We start from the raw sequence: 19,663 nt of genomic DNA, 5'->3' as shown, positions 1-19,663 counted from the left end.
CTTTCTAGTGGACGGCCCTCTTCGGGCGGAGCCCATCGGCCCCCGAAGGCTGAAAACGATGCGAGGGCGCGCCGGCATGTCGAAAGACGGGCGCGCCCTTTGCGTTTTAGCCGGCCTTGTGTCGCCGTACCGCCATCAACGGCGCAAGAATTTGGCTCTCGGCCCGCCCGCCTCTGGATTTTGGCGCACGATCCGCCCTATATCCCCGCCATGTCCGGCAAAACCCTTTACGACAAGATCTGGGACGCCCACGTCGTCAGCGAAGCAGGCGGCGAAGCGATCCTCTATATCGACCTGCACCTCATCCATGAGGTGACCACGCCGCAGGCCTTCGCAGGCCTTCGCGCGGCCGGCCGCAAGGTGCGCCGGCCCGATCGCACGCTCGCCGTGGCCGACCACAACATCCCGACCGAGGGCCAGGCCCTGGGCGTCGACGCCGTGGCGGACGAAGAAGCGCGCCTGCAGCTGAAGACCCTGGCCCGCAACGTCGCCGACAACGGCATCGAATTCTTCCCGATGGGCGACATCCGCAACGGCATCGTCCACGTGGTCGGTCCCGAGCAGGGCCGCACCCAGCCGGGCATGACCATCGTCTGCGGCGACAGCCACACCTCGACCCACGGCGCCTTCGGAGCCCTGGCCCACGGCATCGGCACGTCCGAGGTCGAGCACGTCCTGGCCACCCAGACCCTGCGCCAGAAGAAGGCCAAGAACATGCTGGTCCGCGTCGACGGCCAGCTGCCGCCCGGCGTCACCGGCAAGGACGTGGCGCTGGCCGTGATCGGCGAGATCGGCACCGCCGGCGGCACCGGCTATGTCATCGAATTCGCCGGCGAAGCCATTCGCGGCCTGTCGATGGAGGGCCGCATGACCCTCTGCAACCTGACCATCGAGGGCGGCGCCAAGGCCGGTCTGGTGGCCCCGGACGAGAAGACCTTCGCCTATATCCAGGGCAAGCCCGCCGCCCCCAAGGGCGCGGCCTGGGACATGGCGCTGAGCCACTGGAAGACCTTCTTCACCGACGAGGACGCCGTCTTCGACCGCACGGTCGTGATCGACGGCTCGAGCTTGGTTCCGATGGTCACCTGGGGCACCAGCCCCGAGGACGTCATCCCGGTCACTGGCGCCGTCCCCGATCCGGAAAGCTTCGCCACGCCCGACAAGCGCGCGGCCGCCCACCGGGCGCTGGATTATATGGGCCTGACCGCCGGCCAGCCGATCTCGGAAGCCAAGATCGACCGCGTCTTCATCGGCTCGTGCACCAACAGCCGCATCGAAGACATGCGCGCCGCCGCCGCCGTGGTGCAGGAGGCCTTCCTGCACGGCCGCCTAGTGGCGCCGCACGTCAAGGCGATGGTCGTTCCCGGCTCTGGCCTCGTAAAGGAACAGGCCGAGGAAGAAGGCCTGGACGCGATCTTCAAGGCCGCCGGCTTTGACTGGCGCGAGCCCGGCTGCTCGATGTGCCTAGCCATGAACCCTGACAAGCTGGCCCCCGGCGAGCGCTGCGCCTCGACCAGCAACCGCAACTTCGAGGGCCGCCAGGGCCGCGCCGGCCGCACCCACCTCGTCTCGCCGGCCATGGCGGCGGCGGCGGCGATCGCGGGGCATCTGGTCGACGTGCGGACGTTCCTGGAGGAGACCGTCTGATGAAGGCCTTCACCCGCCTCGATGGCCGTGCGGCTCCGCTGGAGCTGGCCAATATCGACACCGACCAGATCATCCCCAAGCAGTTCCTCAAGACCGTGGAGCGCGAGGGTCTGGCCAAGGGCCTGTTCTACGATTTCCGCTTCGACGCCGACGGGAACGAGATCAGCGACTTCGTGCTGAACAAGCCCGAGTACAAGAACGCGTCCGTGCTGATCGCCGGCGACAACTTCGGCTGCGGCAGCTCGCGCGAGCATGCGCCCTGGGCGCTGATGGACTTCGGGATCATGTGCGTGATCTCCACGAGCTTCGCCGACATCTTCTTCAACAACTGCTTCAACAACGGCCTGCTGCCGGTGGTGGTCAGCCCCGAGGACCTCGCCCTGCTGATGGACGAGGCCAAGGGCGGCAACCACATGGTCAGCGTCGACCTCGAGGCCCAGACCGTGATCTCGCCCTCGGGCAAGGTGATCAGCTTCGACATCGACCCGGTCCGCAAGGAAAAGATGCTGAAAGGTCTCGACGCCATCGGCGAGACGATGATGCACGGCGGCGACATCGACCTGTTCGAGAGCAAGCGCGCCATCAGCCAGCCCTGGCTGGAGGCTTGAGGCAGCAGTAGAGCGTGTCATCCCGGCCGCAGCGCAGCGGAGCTGCCGTGACCCAGGGGCCGATGCACCGCCGTCGCCCCTGGGTCCCGGATCGCGCAAGCGCGTCCGGGATGACACTGAATTTTTGGGGCGTTGAGCGACCATGACCCTCATCCTCGCCGGTTCGATCCGCATCGCGCCCGAACGCCTGGCCGAGCTGCGTCCGCATCTGGCCGCTCAGGTGGAGGGATCGCGCGGCGAGCCGGGCTGCCTGGCCTACGCCCTTTCCGAAGACCCGCTGGACTCCGGCCTGATCCGGGTGTTCGAACACTTCACCGACGCGGCGGCCTTGGAATTCCATCGCGCCAGCCCGCATATGGCGGCGTGGCGCGCGGCCTGCGCGGCTCTGGGCGTGTACGAGCGCCGCATGTCCTCCTTCGACGTTTCAGACTATCGCGAGATCTAAGATGGCGACTCTTCTCCTCCTGCCCGGCGACGGCATCGGCCCGGAAGTCTGCGCGGAGGTGCGCCGCGTGGCGGCCGCCCTCACCCCGGACCTGAACGTCGAGGAAGCCCTCTATGGCGGCGCCAGCTATGACATCCACGGCACGCCGCTGACCGACGAGGTCCGCGACCAGGCCATCGCCAGCGACGCGGTGCTGATGGGCGCGGTCGGTGGGCCCAAATGGGCTGACGCCCCGCGTCACCTGCGCCCCGAGGCCGGTCTGCTGAACCTGCGTAAGGCGATGGACGTGTTCGCCAACCTGCGTCCGGCCTATTGCTTCGAAGCCCTGGCCGGCGCCTCCAGCCTGAAGCCGGAACTGGTCTCGGGCCTGGACATCATGTTCGTGCGCGAACTGGTGGGCGGGGTCTATTTCGGTCAGCCGCGCGGCATCGAAGACCTGGCCGACGGCCAGAAGAAGGGCTTCGACACCCAGGTCTATACGACCAGCGAGATCGAGCGCGTCGGACGCGTCGCCTTCGAACTGGCGCGTGGCCGCACCAACAAGGTGCACTCGGCCGAGAAATCGAACGTCATGGAGTCGGGCCTGCTCTGGAAGCAGGTGATCACCGACCTGCACGCCCGCGAATATCCGGACGTTCAGCTGGAGCACATCCTGGCCGACAACTGCGCCATGCAGCTGGTCCGCGCGCCCAAGCAGTTCGACGTCATCGTCACTGACAACCTGTTCGGCGACATCCTGTCGGACGCGGCCGCCATGCTGACCGGCTCGCTGGGCATGCTGCCCTCGGCCGCCCTGGGCGCGCCGGGCAAGCCGGGCCTCTATGAGCCGATCCACGGTTCGGCGCCGGACATCGCCGGCAAAGGCCTGGCCAACCCCCTGGCCGCCATCCTGTCGTTCGAGATGGCCCTGCGCTGGTCGCTGAAGCAAACCGAGGCGGCCGACGCCCTGCTGGCGGCGGTGAAGGCCGCCCTAGACAACGGCGCCCGTACTCGTGATCTGGGCGGTTCGCTGACCACGACGCAGATGGGCGACGCGGTGCTGGCGGCGCTTTAGGCCCTTTTCCAACAAGCGTTTCACCCTCTAGGCTCCTCCCAACGACAAGAATTGGGAGGCGCCCATGATCCCGGGCCTGATGCAGACGACGCCGCTGATGATCAGCGGCATCCTGACCTACGCCGCCCAGGCCCATGGCGCGCGCGAGATCGTCTCGCGGCTGATCGACGAACCGCTACATCGCTATGACTATGCACGCCTGGCGCGTCGTTCGGCCCAGGCGGCCCATGCGCTCCGGCGACTGGGGATCAAGGCCGGCGACCGCGTCACCTCCCTGGCCTGGAACACCCATCGGCACCTGGAGCTGTTCTACGCGGTCCCGGGGATCGGCGCGGTGCTGCACACGGCCAATCCCCGGCTGTTCGATGAGCAGATCGTCTACACGATCAATCACGCTGAAAGCGGCGTGCTCTTCTTCGAGCGCAATTTCCAGGCCCTGGTCGAGCGCATCGCGCCGCAACTGACCACGGTGAAGACCTTCGTCATGCTGTCAGACGCCGAGCGGACCGTCCCCGGCGCGGTCGGGGCGATCGGCTATGAGACCCTGATCGAAGGCGAGCCGGATGCGTTTCCCTGGCCCAGCTTCGACGAGAACGCCGGCGCCTTCCTCTGCTACACCTCGGGCACCACGGGCGATCCCAAGGGCGTGCTCTATTCGCACCGGGCCGTGGTGCTGCACGCCATGGCGGGGGGCTTAAACAGCGCGTTCGGCTTTACGCCGTTCGACGTGGTGATGCCCTGCTCCAGCCTCTACCACGCCACCGCCTGGGGCCTGCCGTTCAGCGCCCCGATCTGCGGGGCCAAGCTCGTCTTGCCCGCCGACAAGATGGACGGCGCCAGCCTGCACCAGCTGATCGACGGCGAGGGCGTCACCTTCACCGGCGGCGTGCCGACCATCTGGACCATGTATCTGGACTGGCTCGACCGGAACGGCCAGCGGCCCGGCAGCCTGAAGAAGGTCGTGATCGGGGGCAGCGCCGTGCCGCGCGCCATGGCCGAGACCTTCAAGCATCGCTACGGCGTCCAGACCCTGCAGATCTGGGGCATGACCGAGACCTGCCCGATCGGCGTCGTCGCCACCCCCACCCCGGCCCTGGCGGCGCTGGGCGAGGAGGCCATGGACGAGGCCATCTGGACCCGCCAGGGCCGCCTGCAGTTCGGCATCGAGCTGAAGGTCGAGACTGAGGACGGCCGGGCCGCGCCCTGGGACGGCGAGACCTCCGGCGCGCTCCTGGTGCGCGGTCCCTGGGTGGTGAAGCGCTATTTCCGCAAGGAGGCCGACGCCGCCCGCGAGGACGGCTTCTTCGACACCGGCGACATCGCCACCCTGGACGCCAACGGCTTCATGCGCATCACCGACCGCCAGAAGGACGTCATCAAGTCGGGCGGCGAGTGGATCAGCTCGATCGATCTGGAGAACGTCGCCGTCGGCTGCCCGGGCGTGAAGATCGCCGCGGTGATCGGCGTGCCGCATCCCAAGTGGGAGGAGCGCCCCCTGCTGGTCATCGAGACTCACGAGGGCGCACAGCTCACCAAGGCCGCCGTGCTCGACTACCTGGCGCCCCGGATCGTCAAATGGTGGACGCCCGACGACGTGGTCTTCGCCGCCGTGCCGCTGACCGCGACCGGCAAGATCGACAAGAAGGTCCTGCGTCAGGCGTGGAGGGATCACCTGACCGGCTGATCAAAGCTTCAGCCGCCAACTCTCCGAAACCAGCCCCTCGGCGAAGCCGTCATAGTCCCAGCTTTCCTCCAGCACGAAGCCAAAGCGGGCGTAGAGGCGGCGCGCCGGCAGCAGGATGCTCTGGGTCCACAGCACCATCTCGGCGTAGCCGGCCTCGCGGGCCCGGGCGATGCAGGCGGCGATCAGGGCCTCGCCGACGCCCAGGCCGCGCGCCGAGGGCTCGACCAGCAGCAGGCGCAGGCGGCCGACCGTTTCGGTCTCCTTGGCCAGCATGATCGAGCCGACCGGCGCTCCGTCATGTTCGGCGATCCAGCAGGCTTCGCGGGCCGGGTCATGGGTCTTCACATAGTCGGCGACGACGCCCGCCACGACGCCCTCGAACCGATGGTCCCAGCCCTGCTCGGCGGCGTACAGCGCGCCGTGCCGCTGGATGATCCAGCCGAGATCGCCCGGTCGGGTGGCGCGCAGCGTAACCACAGCTAGTCCACCGTCATCTGGGTCTGGGTGACCATCCGGGCGATAAACGACGGAAGGTCGAGATCGAATGCGGGCGTGCTCATTCGCCCATCTGACGCCCGTGCAGCCGGGTCATGCAAGCCGGTTCCAACGCCCCGACCCGATCAGCCTATGGCAGCGGCCGCGATTTCCGGTTCTCGTCGATGGCCACGAAGGTGAACACGCCTTCGGTCACCTTGTGCGCCTGCTCGCTGTCACGCGGCCGGCGCCAGGCCTCGACCTGGACCTTCAGGGAGGTTCGCCCGGTGTGGACCACCCGCGCGAACAGGCTGACCTCGTCGCCGACGAACACCGGGCTGATGAAGGTCATGCCGTCGATGGCGATGGTCGCACAGCGGCCCGCCGCCCGGTGGAACGCGATCGAGGCGGCGGCGAGGTCCATCTGCGACAGCAGCCAACCGCCGAAGATGTCGCCTTCGGGATTGGTGTCGGACGGCATGGCGATGGCGCGCAACACCGGCGCCTCGTTCGGCCACTCCGCCTTCTCCCAGGCCTTGGCCAGGGTTTCGGCGCGCTGGGCCGCTGGGAACGTGCTCATCGGGAAAGAGGTGGCGGCCTTAGTGGCCGCCGGCGCCTTCATAGACGCCCGCCGGCAAATGATGGCCATCGTCGCTCTCGCCGGTCGCGGCCACGAAGCGGCGGTCGCAATAGGGGCAGTCGACAAAGCCGGCCGCGCCCATCTCGAGCCAGACGCGCGGATGGCCCAGCGCGCCGCCGACGCCATCGCAGGCGATGCGGTGCGAACGGACCGCGACCGTTTCCGGGGCTGGGCCGGCGATCACGTTGAGGTCCATGGCGGTCGGAGCGGAAGCGGGGGTCTTGGCCATGTCGGCGAGTCCTTATTCGGAACGCGGCCTTGGCGCGGCGGCGAACGAGGCATACCTATGCGACGCTGAAAGGCGCCGTCAATCGACGCGCGCCGCTAATGACGTTTCCCGGCCGTCGCCGCCCCGTTTTGGACGCTCCATGGACCTTCCCGCCTACGCCATCGAAGCCGAAGGCCTCTATAAGACCTATGCCGGCACCAAGACCTCGCCGGAGAAGCGGGCCCTCAACGGCATTGATCTGAAGATTCCCCGAGGCTCCATCTTCGGCCTGCTGGGGCCCAATGGCGCGGGCAAGTCGACCTTCATCAACATCCTGGCGGGTCTGGTCCGCAAGAGCTCGGGCACGGTCCGCATCTGGGGCCGCGACATCGACCAGCGGCCGCGCGACGCCCGCGCCGCCATCGGCGTAGTGCCGCAGGAGCTGGCCGCCGACGTGTTCTTCACCCCGCGCGAGTCGCTGGAGGTGCAGGCGGGCTTCTATGGCGTACCCAAGAACGAGCGCCGCACCGACGAACTGCTGAACGCTCTCGGCCTCGGCGACAAGGCGGGCGCCTATGTCCGCCAGCTGTCCGGCGGCATGAAGCGTCGCCTGATGGTGGCGAAAGCCATGGTCCATCAGCCGCCGGTGCTGATCCTCGACGAACCCACCGCCGGGGTCGATGTCGAGCTGCGCCGTCAGCTTTGGCAGTACGTCACCAGCCTCAACGAACTGGGCGTGACCATCGTGCTCACCACCCACTATCTGGAAGAGGCCCAGGAGCTCTGCGACGAGATCGCCATCATCAATCGGGGCGAGGTGGTGGCCTGCGAGCCGACGGCCAAGCTGCTGAGCCGGATGGACAGCCGCAACGTGGTGGTGACTCCCGAGAGCCCCGTGACCGCCGCCCCGGTCCTGGAGGGCTTCGACACCAAGCTGCGCCCCGGCGGCGCCTTCTCGGTGAGCTATCGTACGGGCCAGTCCAGCGTTGAGCAGGTGCTGGCGGCCGTCCGCGCCAGCGGTGTTCACATCAAGGATATCGCCACCGAGGATCCCGATCTGGAGGACGTCTTCGTGGCCCTGACCTACGGCGATCCCAACGCCGCCGATCCGACCAAGGACTGATCACCCGCTCCGCCAACGTCCTGTCGCGACGAAGCGCGCTTGCCAGCCTCAGCGGCGCGCGCCAGCTTCGCAGCCTTCGGGGTGCGATGGGGCGTGCGGGCGATGCGGCTGGTGGGACTGATCCTGGGATTATGGCTGGGACTCGGCGCTGTCGCGCACGCCCAGCCCGCCAAGCCGATCCCGGTCAAGGTGGTGGTCCTGACCACCTTCGAGATCGGCGCGGTCACCGGCGACCGGCCCGGCGAGTTCCAGCCCTGGGTCGAGGGCCTGCCGCTCACCGAGGCCATAGACGTCCCGGGCCTGCGCCATCCGGCCCGCTATTCGCCCAAGGACGGCGTTCTCGGCGTGATGACCGACATGCGCGCCCGGGCGCGCGAAAGCGTCGCGGCCCTGCTGCTCGACAAGCGGTTCGACTTCTCAAAGACCTACTGGCTGGTGGCCGGGATCGCGGGCGTCGACCCCAAGGCCGCCTCGATCGGCAGCGCCGCCTGGGCCCGCTATGTCATCGACGCCGATCCGATCTACGAGGTCGATGACCGTGAAGTTCCGGCCGACTGGCCCTACGGCCTCTATTCGCTCGAGACCGAGCGTCCGAACGTCAAGGGCTCGGCCGAGGGCTCTTCGGGCATGGTGTGGGCGCTGAACTGGCGATTGGTCGACTGGGCCTACAGCCTGACGTCGAAGGTGGAGATTCCCGACCATCCTGGGCTGGCCGCGCTACGGGCCCCCTACGCCGGAGAGCCCAACGCCCAACGACCGCCCTTCGTGCTCAAGGGCGAAGCCTTGGGCGCGACCCGGTTCTGGCACGGCGCCAAACGAACCCAGTGGGCGCAGGACTGGGTCAAGCTTTGGACCGACGGCGCCGGGGTCTTTGTCATGACCGACTGCGAGGATCAGGGGATCCTCGACGTGCTCGACCTCTACGCCAAGGCCGGCAGGGTCGACTTCCAGCGCGTGATGGTTCTGCGGACCGCCAGCAACTATTCGCGTCCGCCGCTCGGCGCGCCAGCCTTTCCGCGCGCCTTTCATGACGAGGGCGCGGTGTCTGCGTTCGACTCGGCCTATCGTGTCGGCTCCGTCGTGGTGCGCGAGTTGACCGCTCGCTGGGACCGCTACGAGGCCAACACACCGGACATGACCGCCATCGGGGGAACGGCGAAATGATCGACAGGATCTTCAAGCTATCGGAGCAGGGAACCTCGGTGCGCACCGAGGTGCTGGCCGGCGTCACCACCTTCCTGACCATGGCCTATATCGTGATCGTCAATCCGGCGATCCTGGGCCAGGCCGGCATGCCGATCGCCGCCGTCGCCGCCGCCACCTGCCTGGCCGCGGGTCTGGGCAGCATCCTGATGGGCCTGATCGCCAACTACCCGATCGCACTGGCGCCGGGCATGGGCCTCAACGCCTATTTCACCTTCACGGTCGTCAAGGGCATGGGCCTGCCTTGGGAGACGGCGCTGGGCTGTGTGTTCCTGTCGGGCGTGGCGTTCCTGATCCTGACGGTCGCCGGCATCCGCCAGCTGATCGTCGGCGCCATTCCCCGCCCGCTGTTCTCGGCCGTCGCCGCCGGGGTGGGGCTGTTCATCGCCTTCATCGGCCTGAAGGAAGCCGGCATCATCGTCGCCGATCCCGCCACGACCGTGGCTCTTGGTGATCTGACCAAGCCCACGGCGGTGCTGGCGATCCTGGGCCTCCTGGTGATGGGCGCCCTGATGGCCTGGCGGGTCAAGGGCGCCATCCTGATCGGCATCCTCGTCGCCGCCGGCGTGGCCTGGGCGCTGGGCCTGGCCAAGATCGCCCCTGGCGACTACGGCCTGGCGGCCCTGACCGCCACGGCCTTCAAGCTCGACATCCCCGCCGCCCTGCACCTGAACGGGGCGTTCGGGATGGCGCTGGCCGAGGTGATCTTCGTCTTTCTGTTCGTCGATCTGTTCGACAATGTCGGCACGCTGGTGGCGGTGACCAAGAAGGCCGGCCTCGTCCAGCCCGACGGCACGATCCCGCGCCTCAACCGCATCCTGACCGCCGACTCCATCGCCACTATCGGCGGCTCGCTGGCCGGAACCTCGACCGTTGTCAGCTATATCGAGAGCGCCTCGGGCGTGGCCGAGGGCGGCCGCACGGGCCTGACCGCCGTGGTGGTCGGCGTGCTGTTCCTGCTGACCCTGTTCTTCGCGCCCTGGGTCCAGGCCATCCCCGTGGCGGCCACCGCGCCGGCCCTGATCGTGGTCGGCGCGATGATGGTCGGAGCCCTGGCCGACGTCGACTGGGACGATCCGGGTGTCGCCATCCCCGCCTTTCTGACGGTCATCGCCATCCCGCTGACCTTCTCGATCGCCAACGGCCTGGCGTTCGGCATCACCGCCTATGCGGGCCTCACCCTGCTGCGCGGCAAGGCCAAGCCGAAGGATTGGCTGCTGTTTGTGCTGGCCGGCCTGTTCGTCCTGCGGTTCATCTATATGGGAAAGGCATAAGCCTGATCGCGAGACCGTTTGCGCCGGCCTCGCCTTTCGGCTAAGACCCGCTTCCCGCCTCCTGGGTTTCCAGGAAGGTCGCAGGCACCCGTAGCTCAGCTGGATAGAGCGTTGCCCTCCGAAGGCAAAGGTCACACGTTCGAATCGTGTCGGGTGCGCCAGCTTCACTCAACAAAAGCGGTTTCTCAGCGCTAGCCTGGCGCGTGCCCTCGTTCACCGACGAGGGAAACCAAGCCGTCCCTGTCGGGTGGTTTGGGACGCGATTTCCCGGAATAGTCCCGAAAAGGGAAGGCCCTCGTTCTTCATTCAGGACGAGACGAGCCCGCTGCTGCGACGGACTCTGGCTTCGGCCGCCCACGCCGCATCGCGGCGTTGAAGACAGCGCGGCTCGGCCCTGCTTGGCTCCCGTTCGCCCCGGCGACGGACGCCCCATCGGCAGCCACCAAAGACAACACCGTTACGAGATAAGCTAACGACCGTCTCAATTAAATCCCATTATTCCTGTAGGATTAACTCGCAATCAGTTCCCGTGGATTTCTAACGAGGGGACTGGACATGTCTTTCACCCAGCGTAACGACGCGACCAAGGCCTTGCTGATCCCGGCGCTGCTCTGCGGCGGCGCCAGCGGCGCCTATGCCGGCGTGACCGAGGGCTCGACCGTCCCAGGCGCCGTGGCGACCGCCTCCGAGAGCGCCGAGGCCGACGGCTCGAACGTGGCCGGCGCGACGGTCGAGGCCTTGACCATCACGGCCCGTCGCCGGTCCGAGACCGTGCAGTCGGCGCCGCTGGCCGTGTCGGTGGTCGGGGGCGATCGCCTGGACGGGACGGGATCATTCAATGTCGGCCGTCTGCAGCAGCTGACGCCGACCCTGCAGTTCTATTCGTCCAACCCCCGCAACACGGCGGTGAACATCCGGGGCCTGGGCGTGCCGTTCGGCCTGACCAGCGACGGCTTCGAGCAGGGCGTCGGCATCTATGTCGACGACGTCTATAACTCGCGCGTCGCCACTGCGACCTTCGACTTCCTGGACGTCGACCGCATCGAGGTCCTGCGTGGTCCGCAGGGCACGCTGTACGGCAAGAACACCACCGCCGGCGCGATCAACATCACCACCCGCCAGCCGACCTTCGACTTCGAGGCCAACGCCGAGGTGTCGCTGGGCAATCTGGACTACAAGCAGGCCAAGGCGGCCATCTCGGGACCGCTGAGCGACAAGCTCGCCGCCCGTTTCGCGGTCTCCAGCACCCATCGGCGCGGCACGATCTACAATGTGACCAGCCGCCGCTACATCAACGAGCAGGACAATCTGGGCCTGCGCGGTCAGCTGCTGTTCAAGCCCAGTGAAGACCTGGCCGTGACCCTGGCCGCCGACTACAGCGCTCAGGATCCTGAAGGCTTTGCTCAGATCTATGTGCGCACCGGCGCCACCCAGCGGGCGCTGAACCGTCAGTACGCGGCCCTGACCTCCGCCCTGGGCTATGCGGTCCCCAGCACCAACGCCTTCGACCGCGTCACGGACGTCGACGCCGAGCTCAACGCCGGCAACAAGGTCGGCGGCGCCTCGGCCAAGGTGGCCTGGAACGTTGCGGGCGGGACCCTGACCTCGGTCACAGCCTGGCGATTCTGGGACTGGAAGCCGCAGCACGACCGCGATTTCCTGGGCCTGTCGATCGTGGCCAAGTCGCAAAATCCCTCGCAGCAGGACCAGTATAGCCAGGAACTGCGCTTCAACCGGTCCTGGGACTCTCATGACCTGGTGGTCGGCGCCTTCGCCTTCCACCAGCGCATCGACACTCAGGGCACCGAGCAGCAGGGCGTCAACGCCAGCCGCTGGAACATCAATCCCAGCAACGCCCTGTCCAATGACCCGAGCGTCCTGGCGGGCCTGACGGCGCTCAACACCCAGTGGCTGAAGAGCACGAGCTTTGCGGTGTTCGGCCAGCTGAGCTGGAAGCTCACCGACGCCTTTACCCTGACACCCGGTGCGCGCCTGAACTACGACGAGAAGTCGGGCTTCTATGAGCGCAGGGTGATCGACGGCCAGGGCGTGCCCGTGCTGCTCACCGACACCGGCGCGCGCCGCGCCGCCCAGCTGGCGGTCTACACCCCGCAGGTCAGCGCCCCCAGCTTCGACGACTGGAACTTCACCTACGACCTGTCGGCCAGCTATCAGCTGGATCGCGATGTGTTGGCCTACGCCACCTACGCCAAGAGCTTCAAGACCGGCGGCATCAACCAGAACGGCCTGCCGACGGATGCGGCGGGCAAGCCGATCGAGGCCGCAGGCGCGATCAAGCCCGAGGACATCAATCACTTCGAAGGCGGCCTGAAGACCCAGTGGCTGGACCGCACCCTGACGGCCAACCTCGCGGTCTTCCGCAGCGACATCAAGAACTACCAGGCCACGGTGAGCAACGGCCAGCTGGGCGTGCTGCGCGGCTATCTGGCCAACGCCGGCAAGGTGCGCACGCAAGGCGTGGAGCTGGACTCGGCCTATCGGCCCAACGCCCGCTTCTCGACCTACCTGAACGCCGCCTACACCGACGCCAAGTATGTGCGCTTCGTCGACGCGCCCTGCCCGCCGGAACTGTCGGGCGGCACGGTGGCGACCGGAACCCAGGTTCCGGGCGCGGCCGGCGTGGCGGGCGCGCTCAGCCCCGCCAACTGCGACGTTTCGGGTCAGCGGCTGCCGGGCGTCTCGAAGTGGAGCGTGGCCCTGGGCGTCGAGGCCAATGTTCCGGGCGACTTCCTGGGCAAGACCGGCGAGTTCTATGTCGGCTATGACGGCAGCTATCGCAGCAAGTTCTCGTCCAATCCGTCGCCCTCGATCTACACCTGGGTCGACGGCTATGCGATCGCCAACTTCCGGGCCGGCTTCCGCACGCCCGAGGGCCTCAATCTCTATGGCTGGGTGCGCAACGCCTTCGACGAGAACTATTTCGAGTTCCTGGCCGTGGGCCCCAGCAACACCGGCCTGATCGCCGGTCAGCCGGGGGATCCGCGCACCTGGGGCGTCACCCTGCGGGCGGCGTTCTAGAGCCTCTTGATCTGGTTTGGAGAGCTCCATCCAGACCAGACGGCTCCAGGCCCCGGCCCTGCCGGGGGATCATAGGCTATCGGCCGGGCATGGGTGGCGCGCGCGAACAGCCCCATGACCCGGCCGCGAGTGATCGGCGGGCAGGGCCTTCGAGTCAGCCAACCCTGCGTGACTCCCAATCCCGATGCGACGAAAATTGGGCCTCGCATCGCTTAGGCGATTGTCGTTGGGGCGGCTTTGGGCCAAGGCTCCTCCAACCCCACACGAGCCGCTCTTGACCATCGACCACCTTTGGGCCGTTTCGGCGCTGATCCTTGCGCCCTTCGTCGGCAGCTTCATCGGACTGCTGACGCTTCGCCTGCCGGCGGACCGGCCCTGGGCGATGTCGAGGTCAGCGTGCGACACATGCAAGCGTCGGCTCGGTGTCGTGGATCTGGTTCCGCTGGTCAGCTTTCTTGTGCTGCGCGGACGATGCAGGACCTGCGGGACGGCCATCCCCAGGCGCTACCCTCTCCTTGAAGGCGGGTGCCTGGTGATCGCTCTCTGGAGTGTGCTGGCCTTTTCGGGCGGCATGATCCTGCTGACCGCCCTGATGGGCTGGTCGTTGTTGCTGATCGCCACGATCGACACCGAGCATCTGTGGCTTCCCGACAGGCTGACCCTGCCCTTCGGCGCCCTGGGCGTCATCGCAACGCTCGCGATCGGCGAGGCCCCGGTCTGGACGCCGTTGGTCGGCGCGGCTGTCGGCTTTGGCGGCCTCGCCCTGATCGCCTGGCTCTACAAGACGGTCCGGGGATTTGACGGCATGGGCGGCGGCGATCCGCGCCTGCTCGGCGCGATCGGGGCCTGGGTGGGGTGGCAAGGCCTGCCGTCGGTGCTGGTCTGGGCGTGTGTCGCAGGCCTGAGCGTGGCGATCGCCCAGACCCTCGTCCGTCGCCGCTTCTCAGGCGATCAGCAACTTCCGTTTGGCGCCTTCCTGGCGATCGGCGCCTGGCTGACCTGGCTCTGGGGTCCGCTGCACGCTCTACTGACCTAGGGCCCCTTTCGATCCGATCGCCGCTTGCGAACGCATCGGAAAACACTCTAGCTCTTTATATCAACGCATTTTCTGACGACGAACCGGATCCACTTCGTCGGAAAATGCTCTAGCGCGACGTCAGCCGACCGGCGACCGTGCGGCGCGCGCCCGTCGCATCCCGCGTGAAGCCACCGGCGACGAGCGCCTGGATCAGATCCGGATCGGTCGTCGCCGCCGACATCTCCAGCTGGTAGCGGCCATCGCCTTCCACACGACCGACCAGTGTCAGATCGGCTGCGCCGGCCTTGCCGCTCAGAGTCGCCAACCAGCTGTCGGCGCGACACGCCGACACCCCGCTGAGCACGCTGCCGCGCAGGGGCCCATCGCCGATCAGGCGCAGCCGGATCTCGCCGCCCGCCCGCGCGCAACGCCCCTTCCGGAACACCGCCGTGGCGTCGCGGAACGCCACATCGCCGCTGAGCGGCAAGCCGATAACCGCCAGGTCCAGGCCGGTGCGGAGGTTGAGCCGCTCGACGCCCCGGTCGCGCCCCGCCAGCCAGAGGACTGCGCGCTGGTCCGAGCCGGTCTTGTCGTGCCGCAGACCCATACGGACCTGACCGGTGAGCAAGGACAGCGGATCGAGCCCGCCCTTCCAGCTGCCGATCGGCGCGCCGGCCAGCGTGACGTCTTTCAGGCGACCGGCCCAGACCACCCCGCTCACGCCGGCCGCACCCACGGCCGAAGACCCAGCCAGGTCCTTGGTCAGAACACGCATCGGCGCGAAGACGACGGTCATCACGAGGGTGGCGATCACCAGGATCACCAGGAGAAGGCGATGGCTCATGGGGCGGCGCGCGCGAAGGTGATCTCGGCCTCGATCAGGCCGTTGTCGAGACGAGAAGCGGTGAAGTCGGTGACCTTGACGGCTCCCTCACGCTCCAGACCCGCGGTCCACGGCAGAAGGATCTTGGAATCGATGGCGGCGATCCAGATGGTGAAGCGCCCATTGGCGTCCTGGCGATGGCGCGCAATCGGCAGGCCCACCCGGCTGGCGGCGGCCTCGACCACCGCCTGGGGCGCAGCGCCGCCAGCCGTGGCGCGGCTGGCCCAGGCGGCGAGACCGCGCAGGGTCGCCAGCTGCGTGGCCGCTTTGTCCACCCGGACCTGCGCGGTCTTCGCGGCCGACCACAGCGGCGTGGCGACGCCATACCAGCCGATCACCAGAACCAGCGCGGCAACCATCACCGCCAGCAGCACCTGCTCGCGCCCTGTGCGCCCGGTCCACCAGAGACGGGCGGCCTCAAGTCGTCCGTTCATGGCTTTCTCCTGATGATGAGATCGCTGCTGATCCGCCCGCCCTCGCTGGCGGTGCTTTGCTCGGTCAGTTCCAGCCCGAGGCGCTTGGCCCCCAGACGCAGCTGATCCATGTCCGAATAGTTGTTGTAGACGATGGTCGACCGGATCGCGCCCTCCTCGCCATAGACCAGGGTGTCCAAGGTCACCCCCGGGGTCGACTCGACCATGCTCAGATAGCTCGCCGACAGATCGCCGAAACCCTGACCGCTCTGGCTGGCCGCCAGACGGGAAAGGGCGTAGCCCACCGCATCCTCATAACGCGACGCTTGGGGAGCCAAAGACACCGCCAGCTTGGTCGCTTGGCGCTCCAGGGCGCGCGCCGTCCATTGATCATGGGCGATCTGGGCGATCATCAATAGCAAGGGCGAGAGCACCGCCGCCGCCGTCAGGATCGCCAGCCGCCGGAGGCCTCCTCGCCCGCCTGCGGTCCGCACGGCGAAGCGCCCCTGCAGCAGGTTGATCACAGGGGCGCGCGCCCCGGCGATCAGCTGGGCGTCGAGCTCCTTGCCGGCGAGGTAGCGATGCTCGCGATTTTCGAACAAGAGCGCGGCCAGATCCGCATCCGCGCTCAGCGCCTTGCCGGGCTCCCGCAGCGCCAGACGCGCGCCCAGTCGTCCGACCGTCAGAACGCCATCTTCAGCCTCGGGCAGGAGCAGGTAGTCTGGGATCACCGCCTGGGGCGCGAGGCCATGGGTCTGGGCCATGTCCAGCCAGGCCTGCAGCTTGTCTCGGGCCGTCCATAGCACCAGGGTTCGACCGGCGGCGTCGGCCTCGCCGACGGCGATGTGCAGATCCTCGGCGCCCAGCGCCACCTCGTCCTCGAGGCGGAAGGCGGCGGCCGATCGCGCCTGGGCGGCGCTGCCCATCGGCAGGTCCATCCAGCGCGCCACGACGTCCTCCCCCGGCGCGACCAGGATCACCGCGCCGGCCTCGTCGAGCCGCTCGTCGGGCGCCAAGGCCCGCCGTGTGACCGACAGGCCATAGTCCTGAAGCAGTTGCGCCGGCTCGTCGGGTGCGGCCGGCAGGATCAGAAGGCTGAGCAAGGTCATTCTTCGGGGGTCCAACGTCGCGCAGCCAGGATCACCTTGCTCGCCGACGGCGTTTCGAAAAGGGCGGTCATGAACACCGGCATGTCGGCGAAGACAATCTGGCTGTCCAAGGCGAAAAAGCGGGTCCGGAACTTGATCTGGTCACGCACCACGTCGCCGGGCGGCGTGGCCACGAGCGCTTGCTGCCCCCAGAACGCCTGGGCGTCGGGCCAGCCGTTGGCGGGGCGGCCGGACAACACGCGGGCCGCCGTCTCGCGACCGATCCGTCCCTCGGTCAGCGCTGTGAGCAGCAGGGCGCGTTCGGGCGGCAAGGTGTTCACGTTGATCGGCGACAGGTCGGTCGTCGGTAGGGCGCAGACATAGGGCCGGAGCGCGGCGTAGACGCTCGGCGTGAAGCCCCGGATGGCCCGCAGCTCGCTCACCTCGGCCAATGGGCCGCCGGCGGTGCGGTAGGGCTGGGCCAGCTGCGCGTAGCCGGGGTCCTCGGCCTCGGCGCGGCCCACGTCGTTGCTATCCATCCAGTCGGCGAGATTTTCCGCAAGCTCTGGCCCGTTGGAGACCCCGACCAGGGACAGCAGGGTCGTGAACTGTCGGACGCTGAGCTCCCGCCGCCGGAAAGGCTCGCCCTGATTGGCCTCGACGACGCTGTTGAGATTGAAGCAGCCGGTGGCGTCGGTGAGCCTGGCCTCCATGCGGCCCTGCTCGATCGGGAACGAAATCACCCGTCCGTTCCATCCCCCCTCCAGGGTGGTCTTGTTCGGCTCGCGATCCATCAGCTGGGCGATGCGCGTGCGCGCCAGTTGCTCGGCCCCCAAGGCGTACCACTGGGCCTGGCTGGCGATGCGCGCATTGAGCGTGCGGCGGACGCCGAACCGGATATCGTCCAGGACGCCGACCGCGATCACCGAGATCACCGCGACCATCAGCATGACGGTCAGCAGCGCCGCGCCCTTCTCGTGCTCGCGCCTCATCGCCCCTCTCCCGAGGTAAGGAACAGCTGATCGATCTCGCCCAGATCATTGAGCTTCATGGTCAGGCGCACGGCGCTCGGAATGTCGGACGTGGGCTCGCCGCGCCAGGTCGGACGCCATACCCCGTCCAGCAGATAGGCGGACTGAATGCTTTCGACGTCGGTCATCAGCACCTGGGCTGGGCCGAGGCGCGCGCCGTCCAGGGCGGGACGCGCGCGGCGCTCTAGGCGGCCCTCGACCAGGGCGTACTCGACATACTGCAGCGAGGCGCGCGGAGCCTGGTCGGGATTCTCATAGCCGCGCCGGGTAAAGGCCAGCAAAGGCCCGGCGGCGGCCCAGGGGCTGACCCTCGCTAAGGCGGTCATCGATGGCAGGCCGTCCTCGCCGCGCGTCCGGCGCGTGGCCGCCTGCGAGAGGTCCGCCTTGACGACGGCCCGCATGCGCTGCAGCTCGGCATAGCGTTCCACGCGCACCCGGACGGCGGTCTGGTTGTTGAGCGTCGAACTCATCACCGCCACGCCGGCGGCGGTGATCAGCGCGAAGATCAGCAGCGCCACCATCATCTCGATCAGGGTGAAGCCCTTCATCGGGCGGCCCTGAACACGGTCGCCGCCGCCGCCGGCTGGCGGCTGTTGGGCGACATCACGGCGATGTCGACGCGCAGGATCGACGGATCATCGGTGCGGCTCACCTGACGCGTCCACAGCCAGGGGCGGCCGGCGACACGCTCGGCCCCGGAAACGCGGCCCAGGGCCGGTGGCATGACGCTGGTGACGGCTTCAATGGCGCGGTTGTCCAAGACCACCTCGGCCAGGATGCGGTCCTGCAGGCGGCCGCTGGCGCGCGTGTTCTCGCCCGCCAGATTGAGCAGGGCCAGCACCGCCAGGCTGAAGATCGCAAGCGCGACCAGCAGCTCGATGAGCGTGAAGCCGGCTTCAGAGCGCTTGGGCGGCATGGACGGCAACATTTCCGGCGACGTCGACGCTGACCACATAGCCAGACCCACCGCGCCCCAGGGTGAATTCCGCACCGCTGGCCTGACCGGTCGGCTCGAAGACCACCACCGTTGCGCCATCGCGACCCGAGACCCGGGTCTCCTCGACCCACGCCGTGGTCACGAACGGCGCCTTATCCAGCGCCCGCCAGGCGCGTCCATCACGGACATCAAACCGATAGTCGGCGGCGGTGACATTGACCCGCACCTGGCGATTGACCAGCAGAGATTCCTCGCGCGCCCGCAGCAGGCGCGCGGCGAACCGCGCGCTCTCCTGCGACAGCGACATCTTGCCCTCGGGCAGGGTCAGGATCACCGCCGTGGCCAGCAGGCCCATGATCATCAGCACGACCATGAGCTCGACCAGGGTGAAGCCGGCCTGCGCGACGCGACGCGCCTTGGCGTGTCTGGTCTCAGCTCCAGTTGCCAATGTCGGCGTCCTTGCCTTCGCCGCCCTCGCGGCCGTCCGCGCCGAACGAGTAGACATCGATGGCGCCGTGCGCGCCCGGCGCACGGTACTGGTAGTCGTTGCCCCACGGATCCTTGGGCAGACGGCGGATATAGCCGCCCTCACGATAACGATCGACCTGGGTCAGGCCGGCCGGGGGGACCACCAGGGCCTGCAGGCCCTGCTCGGTGGTCGGGAACGCGAAGATGTCGAGACGATAGCTTTCCAGGGCCTGCTCAAGGACCGACACGTCGGCCCGCGCCTTGCCCTTCATGGCCTTCTCCTGGTTGGGCAGGACGTTGATCGCCACGACCGTCGCTAGCAGGCCCAGAATGACGATCACCACCATCATCTCCACCAGCGTAAAGCCGGCCCGGCGCGCCCGGCGGCGTTTCGTTTCAGCGGTTGCGGTCGACATGGCTTGGCTT

At 68.0% G+C, this 19,663-nt stretch carries 21 protein-coding genes, 1 tRNA gene and 2 pseudogenes; 13 read left to right on the top strand and 11 right to left on the bottom strand.

Annotated features, from left to right (window positions below; all coding sequences use genetic code 11):
* The first annotated feature begins 210 nt into the window (after positions 1–210).
* The 6 genes and pseudogenes from leuC (at position 211) to OVA11_RS03935 (ending at position 5,438) form a co-directional block, all read left to right on the top strand.
* Positions 211–1,647 carry a 3-isopropylmalate dehydratase large subunit gene (gene leuC, locus OVA11_RS03960; protein ID WP_268066268.1) on the top strand — a complete coding sequence of 479 codons (1,437 nt, stop codon included), beginning with the start codon at positions 211–213 and terminating at the stop codon, positions 1,645–1,647.
* Positions 1,647–2,255, top strand: coding sequence for a 3-isopropylmalate dehydratase small subunit (gene leuD / locus OVA11_RS03955; protein WP_268066267.1), 609 nt, complete (start codon positions 1,647–1,649; stop codon positions 2,253–2,255). The genes leuC and leuD overlap by 1 nt, the downstream gene beginning before the upstream one ends.
* A gap of 12 nt (positions 2,256–2,267) precedes the next feature.
* Positions 2,268–2,391, top strand: a pseudogene (locus OVA11_RS03950) (hypothetical protein); the annotation flags it as partial.
* Between the two features lie 6 nt (positions 2,392–2,397).
* Positions 2,398–2,700, top strand: coding sequence for a putative quinol monooxygenase (locus OVA11_RS03945; protein ID WP_268066266.1), 303 nt, complete (start codon positions 2,398–2,400; stop codon positions 2,698–2,700).
* Position 2,701: 1 nt separating this feature from the next.
* Positions 2,702–3,754, top strand: a complete 1,053-nt coding sequence (gene leuB, locus OVA11_RS03940) for a 3-isopropylmalate dehydrogenase (RefSeq protein WP_268066265.1) — start codon at positions 2,702–2,704, stop codon at positions 3,752–3,754.
* A 64-nt stretch (positions 3,755–3,818) separates the two neighbouring features.
* On the top strand, positions 3,819–5,438 hold the full coding sequence (locus tag OVA11_RS03935; RefSeq protein ID WP_268066264.1) for a long-chain fatty acid--CoA ligase: 1,620 nt from the start codon (positions 3,819–3,821) through the stop codon (positions 5,436–5,438).
* Here the strand turns inward: OVA11_RS03935 and OVA11_RS03930 are convergent, their stop codons facing one another.
* From OVA11_RS03930 to OVA11_RS03920, 3 genes are all read right to left on the bottom strand, one after another.
* Positions 5,439–5,915, bottom strand: a complete 477-nt coding sequence (locus OVA11_RS03930; protein ID WP_268066263.1) for a GNAT family N-acetyltransferase — start codon at positions 5,913–5,915, stop codon at positions 5,439–5,441.
* 148 nt (positions 5,916–6,063) lie between these two features.
* The gene (locus tag OVA11_RS03925; RefSeq protein WP_268066262.1) at positions 6,064–6,492 is read right to left on the bottom strand and encodes an acyl-CoA thioesterase; all 429 of its coding nucleotides are present in this window, start codon (positions 6,490–6,492) and stop codon (positions 6,064–6,066) included.
* Positions 6,493–6,511: 19 nt separating this feature from the next.
* Complete coding sequence (locus tag OVA11_RS03920) at positions 6,512–6,781, bottom strand: zinc-finger domain-containing protein (protein WP_268066261.1); 270 nt, start codon at positions 6,779–6,781, stop codon at positions 6,512–6,514.
* Between the two features lie 139 nt (positions 6,782–6,920).
* On the opposite strand from OVA11_RS03920, the gene OVA11_RS03915 reads away from it, so the two are divergent.
* From OVA11_RS03915 to OVA11_RS03885, 7 genes and pseudogenes are all read left to right on the top strand, one after another.
* Positions 6,921–7,883 (top strand): ABC transporter ATP-binding protein, encoded by a 963-nt coding sequence (locus OVA11_RS03915; RefSeq protein WP_268066260.1) that lies wholly within the window; start codon positions 6,921–6,923, stop codon positions 7,881–7,883.
* Between the two features lie 81 nt (positions 7,884–7,964).
* A complete protein-coding gene (locus OVA11_RS03910) occupies positions 7,965–9,047 on the top strand; it encodes a purine nucleoside permease (protein ID WP_268068890.1) in 1,083 nt (360 codons plus the stop codon).
* Positions 9,044–10,360, top strand: a complete 1,317-nt coding sequence (locus OVA11_RS03905; RefSeq protein ID WP_268066259.1) for an NCS2 family permease — start codon at positions 9,044–9,046, stop codon at positions 10,358–10,360. Before OVA11_RS03910 ends, OVA11_RS03905 begins: the two co-directional genes overlap by 4 nt.
* An 84-nt stretch (positions 10,361–10,444) precedes the next feature.
* Positions 10,445–10,521: transfer RNA gene (locus OVA11_RS03900), tRNA-Arg, on the top strand.
* Positions 10,522–10,915: 394 nt separating this feature from the next.
* Positions 10,916–13,399, top strand: a complete 2,484-nt coding sequence (locus OVA11_RS03895) for a TonB-dependent receptor (RefSeq protein WP_268066258.1) — start codon at positions 10,916–10,918, stop codon at positions 13,397–13,399.
* Positions 13,400–13,415: 16 nt separating this feature from the next.
* Positions 13,416–13,615: pseudogene (locus OVA11_RS03890) on the top strand (hypothetical protein).
* A gap of 58 nt (positions 13,616–13,673) precedes the next feature.
* The gene (locus tag OVA11_RS03885) at positions 13,674–14,435 is read left to right on the top strand and encodes a prepilin peptidase (RefSeq protein ID WP_268066257.1); all 762 of its coding nucleotides are present in this window, start codon (positions 13,674–13,676) and stop codon (positions 14,433–14,435) included.
* Between the two features lie 109 nt (positions 14,436–14,544).
* Here the strand turns inward: OVA11_RS03885 and OVA11_RS03880 are convergent, their stop codons facing one another.
* Genes OVA11_RS03880 through gspG form a run of 8 tightly spaced genes read right to left on the bottom strand, consistent with a single transcriptional unit; the run spans position 14,545 to position 19,653 of the window.
* Positions 14,545–15,261, bottom strand: a complete 717-nt coding sequence (locus tag OVA11_RS03880; protein ID WP_268066256.1) for a type II secretion system protein N — start codon at positions 15,259–15,261, stop codon at positions 14,545–14,547.
* Positions 15,258–15,734, bottom strand: coding sequence for a type II secretion system protein M (locus tag OVA11_RS03875; RefSeq protein WP_268066255.1), 477 nt, complete (start codon positions 15,732–15,734; stop codon positions 15,258–15,260). The genes OVA11_RS03880 and OVA11_RS03875 overlap by 4 nt, the downstream gene beginning before the upstream one ends.
* The gene (gspL, locus tag OVA11_RS03870; protein WP_268066254.1) at positions 15,731–16,837 is read right to left on the bottom strand and encodes a type II secretion system protein GspL; all 1,107 of its coding nucleotides are present in this window, start codon (positions 16,835–16,837) and stop codon (positions 15,731–15,733) included. The genes OVA11_RS03875 and gspL overlap by 4 nt, the downstream gene beginning before the upstream one ends.
* Positions 16,819–17,793, bottom strand: a complete 975-nt coding sequence (gspK, locus tag OVA11_RS03865) for a type II secretion system minor pseudopilin GspK (protein ID WP_268066253.1) — start codon at positions 17,791–17,793, stop codon at positions 16,819–16,821. Before gspK ends, gspL begins: the two co-directional genes overlap by 19 nt.
* Positions 17,790–18,380, bottom strand: a complete 591-nt coding sequence (gspJ, locus tag OVA11_RS03860; RefSeq protein WP_268066252.1) for a type II secretion system minor pseudopilin GspJ — start codon at positions 18,378–18,380, stop codon at positions 17,790–17,792. Before gspJ ends, gspK begins: the two co-directional genes overlap by 4 nt.
* Entirely contained in the window at positions 18,377–18,760 is a 384-nt protein-coding gene (gene gspI, locus OVA11_RS03855) for a type II secretion system minor pseudopilin GspI (RefSeq protein WP_268066251.1), read from the bottom strand. Before gspI ends, gspJ begins: the two co-directional genes overlap by 4 nt.
* A complete protein-coding gene (locus OVA11_RS03850) occupies positions 18,729–19,217 on the bottom strand; it encodes a GspH/FimT family pseudopilin (protein ID WP_268066250.1) in 489 nt (162 codons plus the stop codon). Before OVA11_RS03850 ends, gspI begins: the two co-directional genes overlap by 32 nt.
* Positions 19,201–19,653 carry a type II secretion system major pseudopilin GspG gene (gene gspG, locus OVA11_RS03845; protein ID WP_268066249.1) on the bottom strand — a complete coding sequence of 151 codons (453 nt, stop codon included), beginning with the start codon at positions 19,651–19,653 and terminating at the stop codon, positions 19,201–19,203. Before gspG ends, OVA11_RS03850 begins: the two co-directional genes overlap by 17 nt.
* Positions 19,654–19,663: the final 10 nt, after the last annotated feature.

This window comes from Caulobacter sp. SL161, from assembly GCF_026672375.1.
GTDB lineage: Bacteria > Pseudomonadota > Alphaproteobacteria > Caulobacterales > Caulobacteraceae > Caulobacter.
Note: the sequence above shows the minus strand (reverse complement) of the source record. Positions and strands in the feature narration are given on the sequence as shown.